This window comes from Klebsiella sp. HMSC09D12 (genome assembly GCF_001808475.1).
GTDB lineage: Bacteria > Pseudomonadota > Gammaproteobacteria > Enterobacterales > Enterobacteriaceae > Klebsiella > Klebsiella oxytoca.
The window spans coordinates 89389-108432 of the sequence record NZ_KV793512.1; the positions used below are offsets into that span (position 1 = coordinate 89389).

The window sequence follows — 19044 nt, forward strand, 5'->3', positions numbered from 1 at the left end:
CGCGATGCCCGACTACGCGGCTCGGGATGCGGTGGTGTTATTGCCCGACGGCAGCGCGAACAGCACCAGCGCCGGAACCAAATAGATAAAGTAGACCGCCACTTCGCTGATAGTCGGCGTTTCCTGATAGCCGAAAATCCCCTCCAGAAGCGTCCCGAAGAGCGTATGCGTCGAAATCACGTTGCTGAGATCGAAGGCGACGTCCTGAAAATGGTTCCACAATCCGGCTTCATGGAAAGCGCGAATAGCCCCGGCCGCCAGACCTGCGGCAACCAGCAAAATAAACAGGCTGGTCCATTTGAAAAAGACGCCGAGATTCATGCGGATACCGCCCCAGTAGATCAGGAATCCTAAAACGATTGCCGTTCCCAGCCCAAGCATCGCTCCGATGGGCGGCCAGATACCCACATCCTGCTGGAACGCCGCCAGCAGGAAGAATACGGACTCCAGACCTTCGCGAGCGACGGCGAAAAACACCATCATCACCAGCGCCCAGCCGTGGTGGTTGCCGCGCTTAAGCGCATTATCAACCGCCTGTTCAAGCTGCTGTTTGACGTTGCGCGACACTTTGCGCATCCAGAAGACCATCCAGGTCAGAATACACACCGCCACCACCGCCACAATGCCTTCGAATAACTCCTGCTCGCGTTGCGGGAATTCGCCGGTCGTTTCGTTGATAAAGATCCCCAGCCCCAGGCACAGCGCCGCCGCCAGGAAAACGCCAATCCACATAACGCTAATCCAGTTCCCGCGCTGGGTGCGTTTCAGATAGCTGGCAATCAGGCTGACAATCAGCGCGGCCTCGAGGCCTTCACGTAACATGATGAGAAATGGGACAAACATACCAAAACCCTTAAATGTGAACCGCAGTCAATTGATGCAAAGTTAGGTAAATATTTCTGATAGTGATTATCATTACAATAATCAGAAACACAAGTGAAATGTGTAGGGAATGATGACGATTTGTAAATTAATCGCTAACAAATAATGAGCTACGGAATTATTTCTCTGCCTTAAGGCATTCCTGCAGGATAAGGGGATTTTTTGCGCCGGATATTTACCCGGCCGAAGAGCTGTGGCTAAATGGCGGCCTTATTTACTGCGAAATGAACAACATGACTCAATTCCTGCACTTCCTGCTGGCGCTGGCGGTTATCCTCGCGCTCGCCTGGCTTGCCAGCTACGACCGTAAAAAAATCCGCATTCGCTATATTATCCAGTTAATTATTATTGAAGTTGCGCTGGCTTTCTTTTTTCTCCACGCCGAAAGCGGCCTGTGGCTAGTGAAAAATATTGCATCCTTTTTTGAATCACTGCTCGGCTTCGCTGCCGAAGGCACCAACTTTGTATTTGGCGGCATGAGTGAAAAAGGGCTGGCGTTTATTTTCCTTGGCGTGCTGTGCCCTATTGTCTTTATCTCCGCGCTCATCGGTATTCTTCAGCACTGGCGTATTCTGCCGATTTTTATTCGCCTGATTGGTACCCTGTTATCGAAAGTTAACGGTATGGGTAAGCTGGAATCTTTCAACGCGGTCAGTTCGCTGATCCTCGGGCAATCAGAGAACTTTATTGCCTATAAGGGCGTGCTCGGCGACCTCTCTTCGCGCCGCCTGTTCACCATGTCGGCCACTGCAATGTCGACGGTTTCGCTGTCCATTGTCGGCGCTTATATGAGTATGCTCGACGCGAAATATGTCGTTGCCGCGCTGATCCTGAATATGTTCAGCACTTTTATTGTGCTGTCGATCATTAATCCGACGCGACCAGGCAGCGAGGAAGAGATCAAGCTTGAGAAGCTTCATGAATCGCAGAGCTTCTTTGAAATGCTCGGTGAATATATTCTGGCCGGATTCAAAGTCGCCATGATTATTCTGGCGATGCTGATTGGCTTTATCGCCTTAATTAGCGCCATTAACGCGCTCTTCGCCACCCTGTTTGGCCTGAGCTTCCAGCAGATACTCGGCTATGTCTTCTATCCGCTGGCGTGGCTGATTGGTATCCCGCTAAGCGATGCGCTGAGCGCCGGCAGTATTATGGCGACTAAGCTGGTGGCCAATGAATTTGTCGCCATGATTGAGCTACAAAAAATCGCTGCCAGCATGACGCCGCGCGGGCTGGGTATCTTATCAGTGTTCCTGGTCTCCTTCGCCAACTTCGCTTCTATCGGCATCATCGCCGGGGCGATTAAGGGTCTGAACGAGCAGCAGGGGAATATCGTTTCCCGCTTTGGCCTGCGGCTGGTGTATGGCGCAACGCTGGTCAGCCTGCTCTCTGCCAGCTTTGCTGGTCTGGTACTGTAACCGCAGTTATTGCCTGTGATCCCGGGGGCGGCGCAGAGCGCCTTGCCCGGGCAGGCAGCTCGTACGAGCTGAGGTTGCGTAGCCCGGGTAAGGCGTTATCCGCAACCCGGGCCTTTCATCAGATGCCAATTAAAAGTGCACGCAGACCGGCTGGTCAACGCGCATGACCGACTCCTGTGCAAAGCGCGATTTATAGGTATTGCGCAGCGCCTCAATCCCCTCTTCGCTCTTCGCATCTTTGCCATGGATCAGCATCAGCGCCTTGCTCTGCTCGCGCGCCACGGTTCCGTCATTGCCGAGCCACTGACCGCGCGCGTCAAAGACCGTCAGGCCATCGCGAAAGCGCGTCGTCACGTCGCGATCAACGAACTGCTGCCACTCCTGGGCGGTAATGTCCTTCCCGGCCGGACGGCTTAAGCCAAAATAAAGCGTGGTTTGCACCATGGCGTTATCCGCCGGGCAGGCATCAGCATCCGCCGCCGGGGCCATCTTCGCGGCGGGCGCTACGCAGCCGCTTAAAATCCCTGCCAGTACTAACGCCATCGCACCCTGTTTGACACTCATTTTGCTACCCTCATTGATATTTATGCTCAGATATCAGCGTATTTTCAATCGATTAGCAAGAGTCACAAACAATAAAGCCCGCATGATGCGGGCTTGATGATGCGACAGAGCATTACTCGGCAGTCGCGCGCACCGGCGGCGCGGAGTGGTAATGGGCGTCCGCTTCGGCAAAGCGTTTTTGCATCTCTGCGGAAGGCGCTTTACCCAGCAGGCTGAAGACCACAATTCCGATGCTACCGAAAATAAAGCCCGGGATAATTTCATACAGGCCCAGCCAGGCGAACTGTTTCCAGACAATCACCGTGACAGCGCCGATGATCATCCCGGCCAGCGCGCCGTTACGCGTCATTCGCGACCACATCACCGAGAACAGCACCACCGGACCAAACGCAGCGCCGAAGCCGGCCCAGGCGTAGCTCACCAGCCCCAGCACACGGTTCTCCGGGTTCGCTGCAAGGGCAATGGAGACCAGCGCCACGGCCAGCACCATAAAGCGGCCAACCCATACCAGCTCCTGCTGACCGGCATTTTTACGCAAAAACGCTTTATACAGATCTTCGGTGATGGCGCTTGAGCAAACCAGCAGCTGGCAGCTCAGGGTCGACATGACCGCCGCCAGGATCGCCGACAGCAGAATCCCGGCAATCCACGGGTTGAACAGAATCTGCGCCAGTTCGATAAAGACGCGTTCAGCGTTCTGATTAACTGCGCCCGCCACGCCCGGGTTGTTGTTGAAGTAAGCGATGCCGAAGAAGCCAACGGCTACGGCCCCCGCCAGGCAGAGGATCATCCAGGTCATGCTGATACGACGGGCGTGTACGATGCTATGGTGCGAGTCCGCCGCCATAAAGCGCGCCAGGATATGCGGCTGGCCAAAATAGCCCAGCCCCCAGCCCATCAGCGAAATAATCGCCACGAAGTTCAGCCCTTTCAGCATATCAACGTTCTCAATGCTCTTTTGCTTGATAACTTCCAGCGATTCGCCAAAGCCGCCGACCGAAATAATCACCATGACCGGCGTCAGGATCAGGGCAAATATCATCAGGCTGGCCTGGACGGTATCGGTCCAGCTCACCGCAAGGAAACCGCCGACGAAGGTATAAATAATGGTTGCCGCCGCGCCGGCCCACAGCGCGGTTTCGTAGCTCATGCCAAAGGTGCTTTCAAACAGACGCGCTCCGGCCACAATACCGGATGCGCAATAGATGGTGAAAAATAACAGAATCACCAGCGCCGAGATAATTCGCAGCACCCGGCTTTTATCTTCAAAACGGCCGGTGAAATAATCCGGCAGCGTCAGCGCGTTATTATTCACCTCGGTGTGTACCCGCAAACGCCCCGCCACCAGCTTCCAGTTAATCCATGCGCCTAGCGTCAGGCCAATGGCAATCCAGCTTTCGGAAATCCCGGAGATAAATATTGCGCCGGGCAGCCCCATCAGCAGCCAACCGCTCATATCTGAAGCGCCGGCGGAGAGCGCGGTGACGAATGGGCCAAGGCTGCGGCCGCCGAGAATATAATCATCAAAGTTCTTTGTCGAACGCCAGGCAATAAAACCGATGAGTACCATGCCAAAAATATAAACAATAAAAGTCACCAACATGGGTGTGCTAATAGCCATGTAAAAATCTCCAGAATTTTTTGTCGACAGCGTCCAGATTTGTCGTTTTATCCACTACCGGAACGGGGCAATGGCCTATTGGTTGTATTGGGCGACCGTATCCTGACGGAAGCTTTGTTTTTTCACAAATGATTTAACACAGCATTTACACTAAATGCATCGGGGACCAAACTTCATTTTGTAATAGGTTGCACTCTCTCACGTTTTTATCGGTTGCACCACGTAAAAGTGTTAAGTCACGCAGATAAAACCCCAAATATAAAGGGAATGAATAGCTGCTATTAACGCCATACAATTTAACAATTACGGCAATTTCAGGCCTGCAGCACAATTCTCAATTAACAAGGTTGCACAAAGTTGCAACATGGTAGATATTTCTACGCAACCTCATCACTGCACAGAAGCGAACTTCGCCAAATCAATCACTCGGCGTCCGGGCGGCAAATTTATCAGCATCCGGCGACATAGTTAACCTTGTGGCCGGAGCGTGGTAATGCAGCCAATAAAGAGGCGGGTTGAAGGATAAAGCGAATGACCAATAACAGGAGTTCCTGACATGGGCACCACCACCATGGGTGTAAAACTTGACGACGCGACGCGCGAACGTATTAAATCCGCGGCGAGCCGTATTGACCGTACGCCGCACTGGCTGATTAAGCAGGCCATTTTCAATTATCTGGAAAAGCTGGAAAACGACGAGACGCTGCCTGAGCTACCGGCGTTACTTTCCGGCGCGGCTAACGAAAGCGATGAAACGGGCAGTCCGGGCGATGAGCCCTGGCAGCCGTTCCTCGAATTCGCTGAGCAGATCCTGCCGCAGTCCGTCTCCCGCGCGTCAATTACCGCCGCCTGGCGTTGGGCCGAAACCGACGCCGTGCCGATGCTGCTGGAGCAGGCTCGCCTGCCGCAGAATCTCGGCGAGCAGGCCCACAAGCTGGCATATCAGCTGGCGGAGAAGCTGCGCAACCAGAAAACCGCCAGCGGCCGCGCAGGAATGGTGCAGAGCCTGCTGCAGGAGTTCTCGCTCTCGTCGCAGGAAGGCGTGGCCCTGATGTGCCTGGCGGAGGCGCTGCTGCGCATTCCCGACAAAGCCACCCGCGATGCCCTGATCCGCGACAAAATCAGCAACGGCAACTGGCAATCGCATATCGGCCGCAGCCCCTCGCTGTTCGTCAATGCCGCCACCTGGGGGCTACTGTTTACCGGCAAGCTGGTCTCAACCCATAACGAAACCAGCCTGTCGCGTTCGCTGAACCGTATTATCGGCAAGAGCGGCGAACCGCTGATTCGTAAAGGCGTCGATATGGCGATGCGCCTGATGGGCGAGCAGTTCGTCACCGGCGAAACCATCGCCGAAGCGCTGGCCAATGCCCGCAAGCTGGAAGACAAAGGCTTCCGCTACTCCTACGATATGCTGGGAGAAGCGGCGCTGACCGCCGACGATGCCCAAGCCTATATGGTTTCCTATCAGCAGGCTATTCATGCCATAGGCAAAGCCTCGAACGGCCGGGGTATTTATGAAGGGCCGGGCATTTCGATTAAACTCTCCGCGCTGCATCCGCGCTATAGCCGCGCCCAGTACGATCGCGCGATGGATGAGCTTTACCCGCGCCTGAAATCGCTAACCCTGCTGGCGCGCCAGTACGATATCGGTATCAACATTGACGCCGAAGAGGCCGATCGTCTGGAGATCTCGCTCGATCTGCTGGAAAAACTCTGCTTTGAGCCGGAGCTGGCGGGCTGGAACGGGATTGGCTTTGTGATCCAGGCCTATCAGAAACGCTGCCCGTTTGTCATTGACTACCTGATCGACCTGGCTACCCGCAGCCGTCGCCGCCTGATGATTCGTCTGGTAAAAGGCGCCTACTGGGATAGCGAAATCAAACGCGCGCAGATGGACGGGCTCGAAGGCTATCCGGTCTATACCCGCAAGGTTTATACCGATGTCTCCTATCTGGCCTGCGCGAAAAAGCTGCTGGCGGTGCCGAACCTGATCTATCCGCAGTTCGCAACGCATAACGCCCACACCCTGGCAGCGATTTATCAGCTCGCCGGACAAAACTACTACCCCGGTCAGTATGAGTTCCAGTGCCTGCACGGCATGGGCGAACCGCTGTATGAGCAGGTGACCGGCAAAGTCGCCGATGGCAAACTCAACCGTCCCTGCCGTATTTATGCGCCGGTGGGCACCCACGAAACGCTGCTGGCCTACCTTGTGCGTCGCCTGCTGGAAAACGGCGCTAACACCTCGTTCGTGAACCGCATCGCCGACAGCACCCTGCCGCTGGATGAGCTGGTTGCTGACCCGGTCGCCGCCGTGGAAAAACTGGCCCAGCAGGAAGGTCAGGTTGGCCTGCCGCATCCGAAAATCCCGCTGCCGCGCGATCTCTACGGCAAGGGGCGCAGTAACTCAGCCGGTCTGGATCTGGCCAACGAGCATCGCCTGGCCTCCCTCTCTTCCTCGCTCTTAAACAGCGCGCTGCATAAATGGCAGGCGCTGCCGATGCTGGAACAGCCGGTTGCCGAAGGCGAAATGCAGCCAGTCATCAACCCGGCGGAGCCAAAAGATATCGTCGGCCACGTGCGCGAAGCCAGCGAGGCTGAAGTTCAGCTGGCGCTGACCAGCGCGGTCAACAACGCGCCGATCTGGTTCGCCACCCCGCCGCAGGAGCGCGCGGCGATCCTCGAACGCGCTGCGGTACTGATGGAAGGCCAGATGCCAACGCTGATGGGTATCCTGGTGCGCGAGGCGGGAAAAACCTTCAGCAATGCCATTGCCGAAGTGCGTGAAGCGGTGGATTTCCTGCACTATTACGCAGGCCAGGTGCGCGCGGATTTTGATAACGAAACCCATCGTCCGCTCGGCCCGGTAGTGTGTATCAGCCCGTGGAACTTCCCGCTGGCAATCTTTACCGGCCAAATTGCCGCCGCGCTGGCGGCCGGCAACACCGTTCTGGCGAAACCCGCGGAACAGACGCCGCTGATCGCCGCTCAGGGCGTCGCTATCCTGCTGGAAGCGGGCGTACCGCCAGGGGTTATTCAACTGCTGCCGGGCCGCGGAGAAACCGTCGGTGCGGCGCTGACTTCCGACGAGCGCGTTCGCGGCGTGATGTTCACCGGCTCAACCGAAGTCGCCACGCTACTGCAGCGCAATATCGCCAGCCGCCTGGATGCTCAGGGTCGCCCGACGCCGCTCATCGCCGAAACCGGCGGCATGAACGCGATGATCGTTGACTCTTCCGCCCTGACCGAACAGGTGGTGATCGACGTTCTTGCCTCGGCGTTCGACAGCGCGGGACAGCGCTGCTCTGCGCTGCGCGTGCTCTGCCTGCAGGATGATATCGCCGACCATACGCTGACGATGCTGCGCGGCGCGATGGCCGAGTGCCGGATGGGCAATCCGGGCCGCCTGACCACCGATATCGGGCCGGTTATTGACGCCGAAGCCAAAGAGAACATTAAGCGCCATATTCAGACGCTGCGCGCCAAAGGGCGCAAAGTCTTCCAGGCGGTGCGCGAAACCAGTGAAGATTCGCGCGAGTGGACCAGCGGTACTTTCGTTCCACCGACGCTGATCGAACTCGACAGCTTCGACGAGCTGAAAAAAGAGGTCTTCGGCCCGGTGCTCCACGTGGTGCGCTATAACCGCAACGAGCTGGACGGGCTGGTTGAGCAGATCAACGCCTCGGGTTATGGCCTGACCCTGGGCGTGCATACCCGTATCGACGAAACCATCGCGCAGGTCACCGGCAACGCCAACGTCGGCAACCTGTACGTCAACCGTAATATGGTTGGCGCCGTGGTCGGCGTGCAGCCGTTCGGCGGCGAGGGCCTGTCGGGTACGGGTCCAAAAGCCGGCGGCCCGCTGTATCTGTACCGACTGCTCTCCAGCCGGCCGCAGAACGCAGTCGGGATCACCCTCGCCCGCCAGGATGCGGAGTACCCGCTGGACGCGCAGTTGAAAACGCTGCTGGAGAAACCGCTGCTCGCGTTACAGCAGTGGGCTAAAGACCGCCCGGAACTGCAGGCCCTGTGCCAACAGTTCAGCGAACAGGCGCAGGCCGGTACCCAGCGTCTGCTTCCGGGCCCAACCGGTGAGCGCAACACCCTGACCTTTATGCCGCGCGACCGCGTGCTGTGCGTCGCCGATAACGAGCAGGACGCGCTCACCCAGCTGGCGGGCGTGACCGCCGTGGGGTGCGAAGTGCTGTGGCCTGACGCGCCTCTGCAGCGCGAGCTGGCGAAAAAACTGCCGCGCGAAGTCAGCGAACGGATCCACTTTGCCAAAGCGGAAACCCTGGCGAGCGAGCCTTTCGATGCGGTTATCTACCACGGCGATTCCGATCAGCTGCGTGAGCTGTGTGAACAGGTAGCGGCGCGCGATGGCGCGATTGTTTCGGTGCAGGGCTTCGCCCGCGGCGAGAGCAATCTGCTGCTGGAGCGGCTCTATATTGAACGTTCGCTCAGCGTCAATACCGCCGCAGCCGGCGGCAACGCCAGCCTGATGACGATTGGCTAAGCCTGCTTCCCGGGTTGCGGCTGATGCCTTACCCGGGCTACCCAACCACAGCCCGCACTATCAGTAGCCCGGGCAAGGCGCTCCGCGCCGCCCCCGGGAAAGCAGACGGCACAACGTCAGCTAATGACACCAGACGCAGGCTGTGGTTAATTAAGGCTCCCGGACGGGAGCTTTTTTTATGGGAGTTGACCAATGAAACGCACTTTACTCGCTTTTGCCGCGCTGCTGGCAAGCACCCATGCGCTGGCGGACGAATGTAGCAACGCCAGCAATCAAACGGAAATGAACCAGTGCACCGCCGAGCAGTACCAGGCTGACGACAAAAAATTAAATGAAACGTATCAGGAAGCGCTGAAGCGCGCCTCTGAAAAACAGCAGGAACTGCTGAAAAAAGCGCAGCTGACGTGGATTGCCCTGCGCGACGCCGACTGTCAATTCCTCGCCTCCGGCGCAGAAGGCGGCAGCGTACAGCCGATGCTGATCAACCAGTGCATGTCCGATAAAACCGTCGAGCGCGAGTCGTATCTCGCTTCGCTGCTGCAGTGCGAGGATGGCGATCAGAGCTGCCCGCTGCCGCCCGCCAATTAACGCACCCGAATCCCTTCGATAATCATCCGCTGGACGTTATCGACGGTTTGCTGAAAAAACGCCTCATCGCGCAGCGTCGCGCCGGTTACCGCCTCAACCTGAGTGGCGAAATCGGCGTAATGCTGCGTAGTCGCCCAGATCATAAAGATCAGATGCTGCGGGTCGACGGGCGCCAGCCTGCCGCTCTCAACCCAGCCGGAAATAATCGCCGACTTCTCATCTACCAACGCTTTCAGATCGCCGGTCAGCTCGCCCATCAGCAGCGGCGCACCTTGCAGCATCTCCAGACAAAACAGCTTTGACGCCTGCGGGTGATCGCGGGAAACCTCCAGCTTAAGGCGAATATATTCGCCGATGGCCACCAGCGGACTGATGTCTTCACGAAACGCCTTGAGCGGCGCCAGCCAGATAGCCAGGATCTGCTGCAGCACCGCGATATACAGCGCTTCTTTCGAGGGGTAGTAATAGAGCAAATTGGTTTTCGACACCCCGGCCAGCTCGGCAACCTGCTCAAGCCGCGTGCCGTGAATGCCATACTGCGAGAACGCGTCCAGCGCGGCAGCCAGAATAGCCTCTTTTTTTGCGCTCACCGCCTGTGAACGTTTGCCGATCTTTTTCACGCCGCCCTGTGCCATGCATTATCTCCTTCTTTTCCCGCCATCAGCATAGCAAAAGCCCAGCGCCGGCACGACTCTGTGCACCCCGATTGCGCACGACTGCGGCTTTTTCGTGCACCGATTTTGACCATTCAGTCCACTTTTATTGCTGCCATTTTCAGCAACCATAACGCAACACATTAATAACATTGGCCTTTGTAAAACTGGCATCGCCTTTGCTTTATCTTTCAGGCGAGGTGATTGAGGGAGATGCAGGATGCAGCGCCGCGCCTTCTTGTTCAACGACATGCAGAGAGGTAGGTATGAAAATTGGTGTCTTCGTTCCGATTGGTAATAACGGCTGGCTGATTTCCACCCATGCTCCCCAGTACATGCCGACGTTTGAGCTCAATAAGGCTATCGTGCAAAAAGCCGAACACTACGGCTTCGATTTCGCGCTATCGATGATCAAACTGCGCGGCTTCGGCGGCAAAACCGAATTCTGGGATCATAATCTGGAGTCCTTCACCCTGATGGCCGGACTGGCCGCCGTGACTTCACGCATCCAGATCTACGCCACCGCCGCCACCCTGACCTTGCCCCCGGCGATCGTCGCCCGCATGGCCTCAACCATTGACTCTATCTCCGGCGGCCGCTTTGGCGTCAATCTGGTCACCGGCTGGCAAAAGCCGGAGTACGAGCAGATGGGCATCTGGCCGGGCGATGACTATTTTGCCAGCCGCTATGACTACCTCACCGAATATGTCCAGGTCCTGCGCGACCTGTGGGGAACCGGGCGCAGCGACTTCAAAGGCGACTACTTCACCATGAATGACTGCCGGGTCAGCCCGCAGCCGTCGCAGCCGATGAAGGTCATCTGCGCCGGGCAAAGCGATGCCGGTATGGCGTTCTCCGCCCAACACGCTGACTATAACTTCTGCTTCGGTAAAGGCGTGAACACCCCTGCCGCCTTTGCCCCCACCGCCGCCCGGATGATGCAGGCGGCGGAAAAAACCGGCCGCGACGTCGGCTCCTACGTCCTGTTTATGGTGATTGCCGACGAAACCGACGAGGCAGCCCGGGCCAAATGGGAGCATTACAAAGCCGGCGCGGATGACGAGGCGCTGGCGTGGCTGACCGAACAGAGCCAGAAAGACACCCGTTCCGGCAGCGACACCAATGTGCGCCAGATGGCCGATCCCACCTCGGCGGTCAATATCAACATGGGCACTCTTGTGGGCTCCTACGCCAATGTCGCCCGAATGCTCGACGAGGTGGCGGCGGTTCCCGGCACCGACGGCGTGCTGCTGACGTTTGATGATTTCCTTATCGGTATCGAAGCCTTTGGACAGCGCATTCAGCCGCTGATGCGCTGCCGCGACCATATTGCCACCATGACTCAAGAGGTTGCCTGATGATTACCCTGCCCGCTCGCCCGGAATCCCTGACCTTCGCGCCGCTACAAAGCGCGCTGATCGTCGTCGATATGCAGAACGCCTACGCCAGCCAGGGCGGCTATCTCGACCTCGCCGGCTTTGATGTTTCCACCACCCGACCGGTTATCGACAATATCAACCTCGCCGTGGCCGCCGCGCGCGCCGCCGGGATGCTGGTTATCTGGTTTCAGAACGGCTGGGATGACCAGTACGTGGAGGCCGGCGGCCCCGGTTCGCCCAATTTTCATAAATCCAACGCGCTGAAAACCATGCGCCAGAACCCGGAGCTACAGGGCAAGCTGCTGGCGAAAGGCGGCTGGGACTATCAGCTGGTCGATCAGCTTAAGCCGCAGCCCGGCGATATCGTGCTGCCGAAACCGCGCTACAGCGGCTTCTTTAATACCGCGCTCGACAGCATCCTGCGCAGCCGCGGAATCCGCCATCTGGTGTTTACCGGCATCGCCACCAACGTCTGCGTGGAATCAACCCTGCGCGACGGCTTTTTCCTCGAATATTTCGGCATCGTGCTGGAGGACGCTACGCACCAGGCCGGTCCGGCGTTTGCCCAGCAGGCGGCGCTGTTTAATATCGAAACCTTCTTTGGCTGGGTCAGCGATGTCGCCAGCTTCTGTAATGCCCTTGAGCCCGCCGCGCCGCACGCATTTACCGAGGAGAAACGTTATGCCTAAACAGGTGATTATTCCGCCAGGCACCACCGCGCCTATCGCACCGTTTGTTCCCGGCACGCTGGCCGACGGCGTGGTTTACGTCTCCGGCACCCTGCCGTTCGATAAGCAAAATAACGTGGTTTACATCGGCGACCCAAAGGCGCAAACCCGCCACGTGCTGGAAACCATCAGGAGCGTTATCGAGACGGCGGGGGGCAGTATGGCGGATGTGACCTTCAACAGCATCTTTATCACCGACTGGAAAAACTACGCCGCGATTAACGAAGTCTACGCGGAGTTCTTCCCCGGCGACAAACCGGCGCGTTTCTGCATTCAGTGCGGGCTGGTGAAGCCCGAAGCGCTGGTGGAGATCGCCACCGTCGCCCATATCGGGAAACCGGCATGATGAAGCTGAATATCTCCCCGGCGCCTTATCCCGGCGCGCCGGTGGTGGTTCTGAGCGCCGGGCTCGGCGGCGCGGGCGGCTACTGGCTGCCGCAGCGTTCGGCGCTGGAAGCGCACTACCAGCTGGTGAGCTATGACCACAACGGCACCGGCGAAAACGGCGGCTCGTTGCCCGCCAGCTATAGCATGGCGCAGATGGCGCAGGAGCTCTACGCGGCGCTGCTGGAGGCGGGTATTGGGCGCTTTGCGCTGATCGGCCACGCCCTGGGGGCGCTGATTGGCCTGCAGCTCGCGCTGGACCATCCCGAAGCGATAAGCGCCCTGGTACTGGTGAACGGCTGGCTGACGCTCTCCCCGCATACCCGCCGCTGCTTCCTGGTGCGCGAGCGCCTGCTGCACGCGGGTGGCGCGCAGGCGTGGGTAGAAGCGCAGCCGCTGTTCCTCTATCCGGCGGAGTGGATGGCTTCTCGCCTGCCGCGTCTGGAGGCCGAAGACGCGCTCGCCATCAGCCATTTCCAGGGCAAAGAGAATCTGCTGAAAAGGCTGAATGCTCTCAAGCAGGCCGACTTTTCGCGCCGGGCGGCAGCCATCGCCTGCCCGACGCTGGTTATCAGCGCCGCTGACGATCTGCTGGTCCCGGCCTCCTGCTCCCGCCTGCTGCAGGCGGCAATCCCCGACAGCCAGCTGGTGGAAATGGCCTGGGGCGGCCACGCCTGCAACGTCACCGATAGCGCCACCTTTAACCCTATTTTATGCGACGGGCTGGCCGCGATGCTGCCCGTACCCCAGGAGAACCTATGAGCGAAGCCATTAGCCCTGCCGCCTGCGCCGCGCTGTTCACCGAGGCCCGAACCCACAACGGCTGGCTGGATAAGCCGGTCAGCGACGCGCGGCTGCGCGAACTCTACGACTTGCTGAAAATGGGGCCGACCTCCGCCAACTGCTCCCCGGCGCGCTTCGTTTTCGTCCGCACCCCGGAAGGTAAAGAGAAGCTGCGCCCGGCCCTGTCGAGCGGCAACATCGCGAAGACCCTGCAGGCGCCAGTCACCGCTATTGTCGCCTGGGACCGCGCGTTCTATGACCGGCTGCCGGAGCTGTTCCCCCACGGCGACGCCCGCAGCTGGTTTACCTCCAGTTCGCAAATGGCGGAGGAGACCGCCTTTCGCAACAGCTCATTGCAGGCGGCATACCTGATTTTCGCCTGCCGCGCGCTGGGCCTGGATACCGGTCCGATGTCGGGTTTTGACCGCGAAAAAGTCGATGCGGCGTTTTTTGCCGACGGCGCCTGGAAAAGCAACCTGCTGATTAATATCGGCTACGGCGATCCCGGTAAACTGTACGCGCGCCTGCCGCGTCTGTCCTTTGATGATGCCTGCCAGCTGGTATAAGGAGCCCGCATGTCTCTTGCCGATAAACAAAGCTTTCGCGACGCCATGGCCCACGTCGGAGCGGCGGTGAACATTATCACCACCGATGGTCCCGCAGGCCGCGCAGGATTTACCGCCAGCGCGGTTTGCAGCGTCACCGACGCGCCGCCCACGCTGCTGGTCTGCCTGAATCGTTCAGCCTCGGTATGGCCGATCTTCAGCCAGCATCAGGCGCTGTGCGTTAATACCCTGGCGGCCGGTCAGGAAGGACTCTCGAACCTTTTCGGCGGTAAAACGCCGATGGCGGAGCGCTTCGCCGCCGCCGACTGGCAAACCGGCGCGACCGGCTGCCCGCGTCTGGAGGCAGCGCTGGTCAGCTTCGACTGCCGCATCAGCCAGATCGTCAGCGTCGGGACGCACGACATTCTGTTTTGCGAAGTGGCGGCGATTGTTCGCCATCCGGAACCGCGTGGACTGATGTGGTTCGATCGCGGCTACCACACGCTGATGCGTCCAGCCTGTTAACCCTAAACCCAGGATCTCATCATGGCTCTCTTCGATTTTCCTCGCTGGCAGTTAACCTCCCCCTCCGCCGCGTCCGGCGTCGTGGCCCCCGATGAACGGCTGTCGGTCGGGCAAACCGTGGTGATGGGCGTTCAGCACGCGGTGGCGATGTTTGGCGCAACCGTCCTGATGCCAATCCTGATGGGGTTAGATCCTAACCTGTCGATCCTGATGTCCGGCGTCGGCACCCTGCTGTTCTTTTTGGTCACCGGCGGGCGCGTGCCGAGCTACCTTGGTTCCAGCGCCGCCTTTGTCGGCGTGGTCATCGCCGTCACCGGCTTCAACGGCCAGGGGCTTAACCCGCACCTTAGCGTCGCGTTGGGCGGAATTATCCTCTGCGGACTGGTGTATACCCTGATTGGTCTGGTAGTGATGAAACTCGGTACCCGCTGGATTGAGCGGCTGATGCCGCCAGTGGTCACCGGCGCGGTGGTGATGGCGATTGGTCTTAATCTGGCCCCCATTGCGGTTCGCAGCGTATCAGCGACGCCGTTCGACGGCTGGATGGCGGTGCTGACCGTGCTCTGTATCGGCCTGGTGGCAGTGTTTACCCGCGGGATGCTGCAGCGGCTGCTGATCCTCGTCGGGCTGATTATCGCCTGCGCCCTCTACGCGCTGCTGGCCAACGGCCTCGGGCTGGGCAAGCCGCTGGATTTTAGCCTGCTTGCGCAGGCGGCGTGGTTCGGTTTGCCGCAGCTGACCGCCCCGACCTTTAACGGCCAGGCAATGATACTGATCGCTCCCGTGGCGGTAATTCTGGTGGCGGAAAATCTCGGCCACCTGAAGGCGGTTGCCGGGATGACCGGGCGCAATATGGACCCGTATATGGGCCGCGCGTTCGTCGGCGACGGGCTGGCAACGATGCTCTCCGGCTCGGTTGGCGGCAGCGGCGTGACTACCTATGCGGAGAATATCGGCGTGATGGCGGTCACCAAAGTGTACTCGACGCTGGTGTTCGTCGCGGCGGCGCTGATTGCGATGCTGCTTGGGTTTTCACCGAAATTCGGCGCGCTGATCCATACCATTCCGGGACCGGTGATCGGCGGCGCATCGATCGTGGTGTTTGGCCTGATTGCCGTCGCGGGCGCGCGAATTTGGGTACAGAATCGGGTGGATCTGAGCCAGAATGCGAATCTGATTATGGTGGCAGTGACGCTGGTGCTGGGGGCGGGCGATTTTGCGCTTTCGCTCGGTGGCTTTACCCTCGGCGGGATCGGCACGGCCACCTTCGGCGCGATTCTGCTCCACGCTCTGCTTAACCGCCGTCCGCGTGAGGCCGGGCAAACCAACGTCACCCCGGTATGAAAGCGTGCAACGCCAGCAGACCCGTACCGGGAAATCCCCGGTCGCGCTACGCTTACCGGGGCGACAAAACAGCGCCAACCCGTAGCCCGGCTAAGGCATTAGCCGCAGGGCGGGGGCTACTTCCGCTTAGCGGCATCTGCATGCATCGGGATAAAAAAAACCGCCGACTACACGTCGGCGGTGAGGGCGATGGGGTTTGCTCTGGAGATTAACCCCTATCGGCAGACAATCAGGACGGCGCTAGCTATCGCGGCTGCCGTGACTGTTTTTTCCCCCTTTTTTACCAGCTTCGGAAGCGCGCTGAGGATCGTTTTTAAAGTTTCCCCCGCTATGCTGGCCACCTTTACGACCTGCTTCTGATGCTCTTTCACGGTCTTCAGCAAAGTTGCCGGTACCGCCACGATGGTTTGCCATTACTGACCTCCATTTAGGTTAGACATCATGCTGCATTAGGTGAAACAAAAGGCCTTAGCCTCCGCGATCCCATTTTCCGATCGCGTACTGTTAAGGTTAGCGAATACAGAAGCGGCTGTAGGCAGATAGTCATATCCTGAAATAGATTTCTGATAACAACCGCCGCTATGGCGCACATTCTGCGCTAAGCAACTCTTATGACAGCCTAAAATAGCGCCGCCAAAGATGTATCTTTTTGCAACAGCCGCTATTTTTTGCATTTTTGTTATAAATCAAACAAATGATTGTTACATTTGCACTCTTCGCCAGAGATCTTATCTTTAAAGGTAGCCAGTCGTCTGGCTGGCGCATAACGCAACCGAGGAGTGATGCAAATGGCTAAGATTCTGGTGCTTTATTATTCAATGTACGGACACATCGAGACCATGGCGCATGCCGTCGCCGAAGGGGCTAACAAAGTCGATGGCGTGGAAGTGGTCGTGAAGCGCGTGCCGGAAACCATGCAGGCAGAGGTTTTTGCCAAAGCAGGCGGGAAAACACAAAACGCCCCCGTTGCCACACCGCAGGAGCTGGCTGAGTACGATGCCATCATCTTTGGTACCCCTACCCGCTTCGGCAACATGTCCGGGCAGATGCGCACCTTCCTCGATCAAACTGGCGGTCTGTGGGCATCCGGCGCGCTGTACGGCAAACTGGCCAGCGTATTCAGCTCAACCGGTACCGGCGGCGGTCAGGAACAGACCATCACCTCCACCTGGACCACCCTTGCCCACCACGGGATGATCATTGTGCCGATTGGCTACGGCGCTCAGGAGCTGTTTGATGTCTCGCAGGTTCGCGGCGGCACGCCTTACGGCGCCACCACCATTGCCGGCGGAGACGGATCGCGTCAGCCAAGTGAAGAAGAATTGGCCATTGCCCGCTATCAGGGTCAACACGTTGCAGGTCTGGCAGTTAAATTACACGGTTAATCTTCAGCAGGAGGAAAAGCATGCCGAATCAAGAAGCAAAGGCCCACCGCGTGGGTGAATGGGCAAGTCTGCGCAATACATCTCCTGAAATTGCCGAGGCAATTTTTGAACTCGCCAATTATGATGAAAAGCTGGCGGAGAAAATCTGGGAAGAAGGCAGCGATGAAGTCCTGCCCCGCGCCTTCGCCAAAACCGACAAAGACTCGCTGTTCTGGGGCGAACAAACCATCGAACGCAAGAACGTGTAGCCCGGACAGGTACGCAGTACCGCCTCCTGGATTTATTGCATGAGCTTCCCGGAGGCGGCGCGTTGCGCCAGTCCAGGCGACAACACCCGGCTAAACATCGGCAGCAAGACCCGGATTGCTCCGGGTTTTTTATGCTCTGCTACTTTGTCGCCTCGGCCATCGCCTTTTTAAAGGTATCCATTGGGCAGAAGCCGTTGTCATCCACAGGACAACCGTTCAGCGCCAGCGTTACCCGCTGCGGCGGCGATTGCAGGGTCAGCGCATCGGCATTACGCAACTGCTCGGTGCTTTGGTACAGATACTCGATCTTCATCAAATCACGATTGCCGCTCTTATCATGCCAGCGCTGGAACACCAGCTTGCCGCCGATGGGCGTGCGTTCGTACTGGTTGTGCAGCTGATAAGGTTTAAAATCCAGCGCCGTCAGCAGCGAGGCGATGTTAGAGTCGTGCCCCACCAGCAGCGTCACTTTCGCCGACTTCGCCGCGTCCCCTACCAGAACGTTATCAATATATTTCACCAGCGGTTTGGCCACATTGCGCGCCACTTCCGGCGAAGTAAACAGACTGTCCTGATAGCCGTTTTTCAGCTTCGACAGCACCTGCCACTGCTTATCGCTGTTAATTTCACCCCACGCCACCTGGTCTTTCGGGAAACCTTCATAATATTGCAGTGTAAAGGCGTCAACCAGCGAGTTGCCGACTTTAAGCGGCCCGGAAACGCCCGGCTCCTGCTGATATTTAGCGCTAAAGGTATCTTTCGCGTCGCTCAGCGAGCACTGCTGCTTCTCTTTACAGGACGGGGAGTTACGGTAGTCGGTCATCTCCTCCAGCAGCTTATAGCTTTCGCTCAGCTGCATCCCCTGCCGCTCTTTCTCCATCGCCTGTACGGCCTTTTCGCTGAAGGCGGCGGAATCATCGGTGATCACCGGATTAAACGTCGGGTCCATGGTGCCCATTTTTTCCTGATGATGTACGGTCACGCCGCAGCCGGGGAACGCGCCGGTGATAAAGAACTGCGCGGTGGCGACGGTACGCTGCAGGCTATTGGCATAGGCGTAGACCGCGTTCTCCGGCGGGCATTCGCCGCTGGTCACCACTCCCTGCTGCGCCAGCCATTCGCGCATATAGTGCCCCATGTAGACTTCCAGCACTCCGCCCTTGGTGGTCAGCTGTCCACCGGGGACATCCCACTCTGGCCAGGACTTTGGCGTGGATTGCTCCAGCACGCTGCCGTTGTTCGCCAGCGGCGCGCGCAGGTTATGGCGGCTCATGATCAGCACCTGCTGAAGCTGGTACCCTTCCGGTGCGGCCGGTTCCTGCGCCTGAACGCCAGCGGACAGTAAAACAGCGCCGGCCACAGCGGCGGCGAGTAGACTTTTTCTCATCCCTTCATCCTCAGTCAGTGATTATCATCGCCATGATTGTGACAAATTTATGACATTTTTCCGGGCAATGGCTCGCAAAGTACGGAAAGAA

18 protein-coding genes are annotated in these 19044 nt (G+C 58.4%); 12 read left to right on the forward strand and 6 right to left on the reverse strand.

Translation table 11 applies throughout. The features are described from left to right. Nucleotides 1-12 precede the first annotated feature (12 nt). Complete coding sequence (gene efeU, locus HMPREF3178_RS28700; protein WP_017146148.1) at nt 13-843, reverse strand: iron uptake transporter permease EfeU; 831 nt, start codon at nt 841-843, stop codon at nt 13-15. A gap of 272 nt (nt 844-1115) precedes the next feature. Here efeU and HMPREF3178_RS28705 point away from each other — a divergent pair, with 272 nt between their 5' ends. Next, complete coding sequence (locus tag HMPREF3178_RS28705; protein ID WP_016807397.1) at nt 1116-2300, forward strand: NupC/NupG family nucleoside CNT transporter; 1185 nt, start codon at nt 1116-1118, stop codon at nt 2298-2300. 129 nt (nt 2301-2429) lie between these two features. Here the strand turns inward: HMPREF3178_RS28705 and HMPREF3178_RS28710 are convergent, their stop codons facing one another. Both HMPREF3178_RS28710 and putP read right to left on the reverse strand, forming a co-directional pair. Then, the gene (locus HMPREF3178_RS28710) at nt 2430-2864 is read right to left on the reverse strand and encodes a DUF3574 domain-containing protein (RefSeq protein ID WP_004112099.1); all 435 of its coding nucleotides are present in this window, start codon (nt 2862-2864) and stop codon (nt 2430-2432) included. A 112-nt stretch (nt 2865-2976) separates the two neighbouring features. Beyond that, the gene (gene putP, locus HMPREF3178_RS28715) at nt 2977-4485 is read right to left on the reverse strand and encodes a sodium/proline symporter PutP (RefSeq protein ID WP_004100988.1); all 1509 of its coding nucleotides are present in this window, start codon (nt 4483-4485) and stop codon (nt 2977-2979) included. A 556-nt stretch (nt 4486-5041) separates the two neighbouring features. On the opposite strand from putP, the gene putA reads away from it, so the two are divergent. Beyond that, entirely contained in the window at nt 5042-9004 is a 3963-nt protein-coding gene (gene putA / locus HMPREF3178_RS28720; RefSeq protein ID WP_017146149.1) for a trifunctional transcriptional regulator/proline dehydrogenase/L-glutamate gamma-semialdehyde dehydrogenase, read from the forward strand. Nucleotides 9005-9196: 192 nt separating this feature from the next. Continuing rightward, nucleotides 9197-9592, forward strand: a complete 396-nt coding sequence (locus HMPREF3178_RS28725) for a lysozyme inhibitor LprI family protein (RefSeq protein WP_004100983.1) — start codon at nt 9197-9199, stop codon at nt 9590-9592. Here the strand turns inward: HMPREF3178_RS28725 and rutR are convergent. After that, a complete protein-coding gene (gene rutR / locus HMPREF3178_RS28730) occupies nt 9589-10227 on the reverse strand; it encodes an HTH-type transcriptional regulator RutR (RefSeq protein WP_004100981.1) in 639 nt (212 codons plus the stop codon). The genes HMPREF3178_RS28725 and rutR overlap by 4 nt on opposite strands. A 284-nt stretch (nt 10228-10511) precedes the next feature. Here rutR and rutA point away from each other — a divergent pair, with 284 nt between their 5' ends. The 7 genes from rutA to rutG are packed head-to-tail and all read left to right on the forward strand — an operon-like array spanning nt 10512 to nt 15933. Then, on the forward strand, nt 10512-11603 hold the full coding sequence (gene rutA, locus HMPREF3178_RS28735) for a pyrimidine utilization protein A (protein WP_004100980.1): 1092 nt from the start codon (nt 10512-10514) through the stop codon (nt 11601-11603). Further along, entirely contained in the window at nt 11603-12313 is a 711-nt protein-coding gene (gene rutB / locus HMPREF3178_RS28740) for a pyrimidine utilization protein B (protein ID WP_004100975.1), read from the forward strand. Before rutA ends, rutB begins: the two co-directional genes overlap by 1 nt. Continuing rightward, nucleotides 12306-12698, forward strand: a complete 393-nt coding sequence (gene rutC / locus HMPREF3178_RS28745; protein WP_004100974.1) for a pyrimidine utilization protein C — start codon at nt 12306-12308, stop codon at nt 12696-12698. Before rutB ends, rutC begins: the two co-directional genes overlap by 8 nt. Further along, entirely contained in the window at nt 12695-13498 is an 804-nt protein-coding gene (gene rutD, locus HMPREF3178_RS28750; protein WP_004100973.1) for a pyrimidine utilization protein D, read from the forward strand. The genes rutC and rutD overlap by 4 nt, the downstream gene beginning before the upstream one ends. Continuing rightward, on the forward strand, nt 13495-14085 hold the full coding sequence (locus HMPREF3178_RS28755) for a malonic semialdehyde reductase (protein ID WP_004100972.1): 591 nt from the start codon (nt 13495-13497) through the stop codon (nt 14083-14085). The genes rutD and HMPREF3178_RS28755 overlap by 4 nt, the downstream gene beginning before the upstream one ends. Before the next feature lie 9 nt (nt 14086-14094). After that, on the forward strand, nt 14095-14589 hold the full coding sequence (gene rutF / locus HMPREF3178_RS28760) for an NADH-dependent FMN reductase RutF (RefSeq protein WP_004100971.1): 495 nt from the start codon (nt 14095-14097) through the stop codon (nt 14587-14589). Nucleotides 14590-14610: 21 nt separating this feature from the next. Further along, nucleotides 14611-15933: a pyrimidine utilization transport protein G gene (rutG, locus tag HMPREF3178_RS28765; RefSeq protein ID WP_004112072.1), complete on the forward strand. Its 1323-nt coding sequence runs from the start codon at nt 14611-14613 to the stop codon at nt 15931-15933. A 240-nt stretch (nt 15934-16173) separates the two neighbouring features. Here rutG and HMPREF3178_RS28770 read toward each other — a convergent pair whose 3' ends face one another. Then, nucleotides 16174-16347: a con-10 family general stress protein gene (locus HMPREF3178_RS28770; RefSeq protein ID WP_004100969.1), complete on the reverse strand. Its 174-nt coding sequence runs from the start codon at nt 16345-16347 to the stop codon at nt 16174-16176. 374 nt (nt 16348-16721) lie between these two features. Here HMPREF3178_RS28770 and wrbA point away from each other — a divergent pair, with 374 nt between their 5' ends. Together wrbA and HMPREF3178_RS28780 are read left to right on the forward strand one after the other, a co-directional pair. Continuing rightward, nucleotides 16722-17318: an NAD(P)H:quinone oxidoreductase gene (gene wrbA, locus HMPREF3178_RS28775; RefSeq protein ID WP_004100968.1), complete on the forward strand. Its 597-nt coding sequence runs from the start codon at nt 16722-16724 to the stop codon at nt 17316-17318. 20 nt (nt 17319-17338) lie between these two features. After that, nucleotides 17339-17566 carry a YccJ family protein gene (locus tag HMPREF3178_RS28780; protein WP_004100967.1) on the forward strand — a complete coding sequence of 76 codons (228 nt, stop codon included), beginning with the start codon at nt 17339-17341 and terminating at the stop codon, nt 17564-17566. Nucleotides 17567-17705: 139 nt separating this feature from the next. On the opposite strand, the gene agp is transcribed toward HMPREF3178_RS28780, so the two are convergent. After that, nucleotides 17706-18953 (reverse strand): bifunctional glucose-1-phosphatase/inositol phosphatase, encoded by a 1248-nt coding sequence (gene agp / locus HMPREF3178_RS28785; protein WP_004100966.1) that lies wholly within the window; start codon nt 18951-18953, stop codon nt 17706-17708. Nucleotides 18954-19044 lie beyond the last annotated feature (91 nt).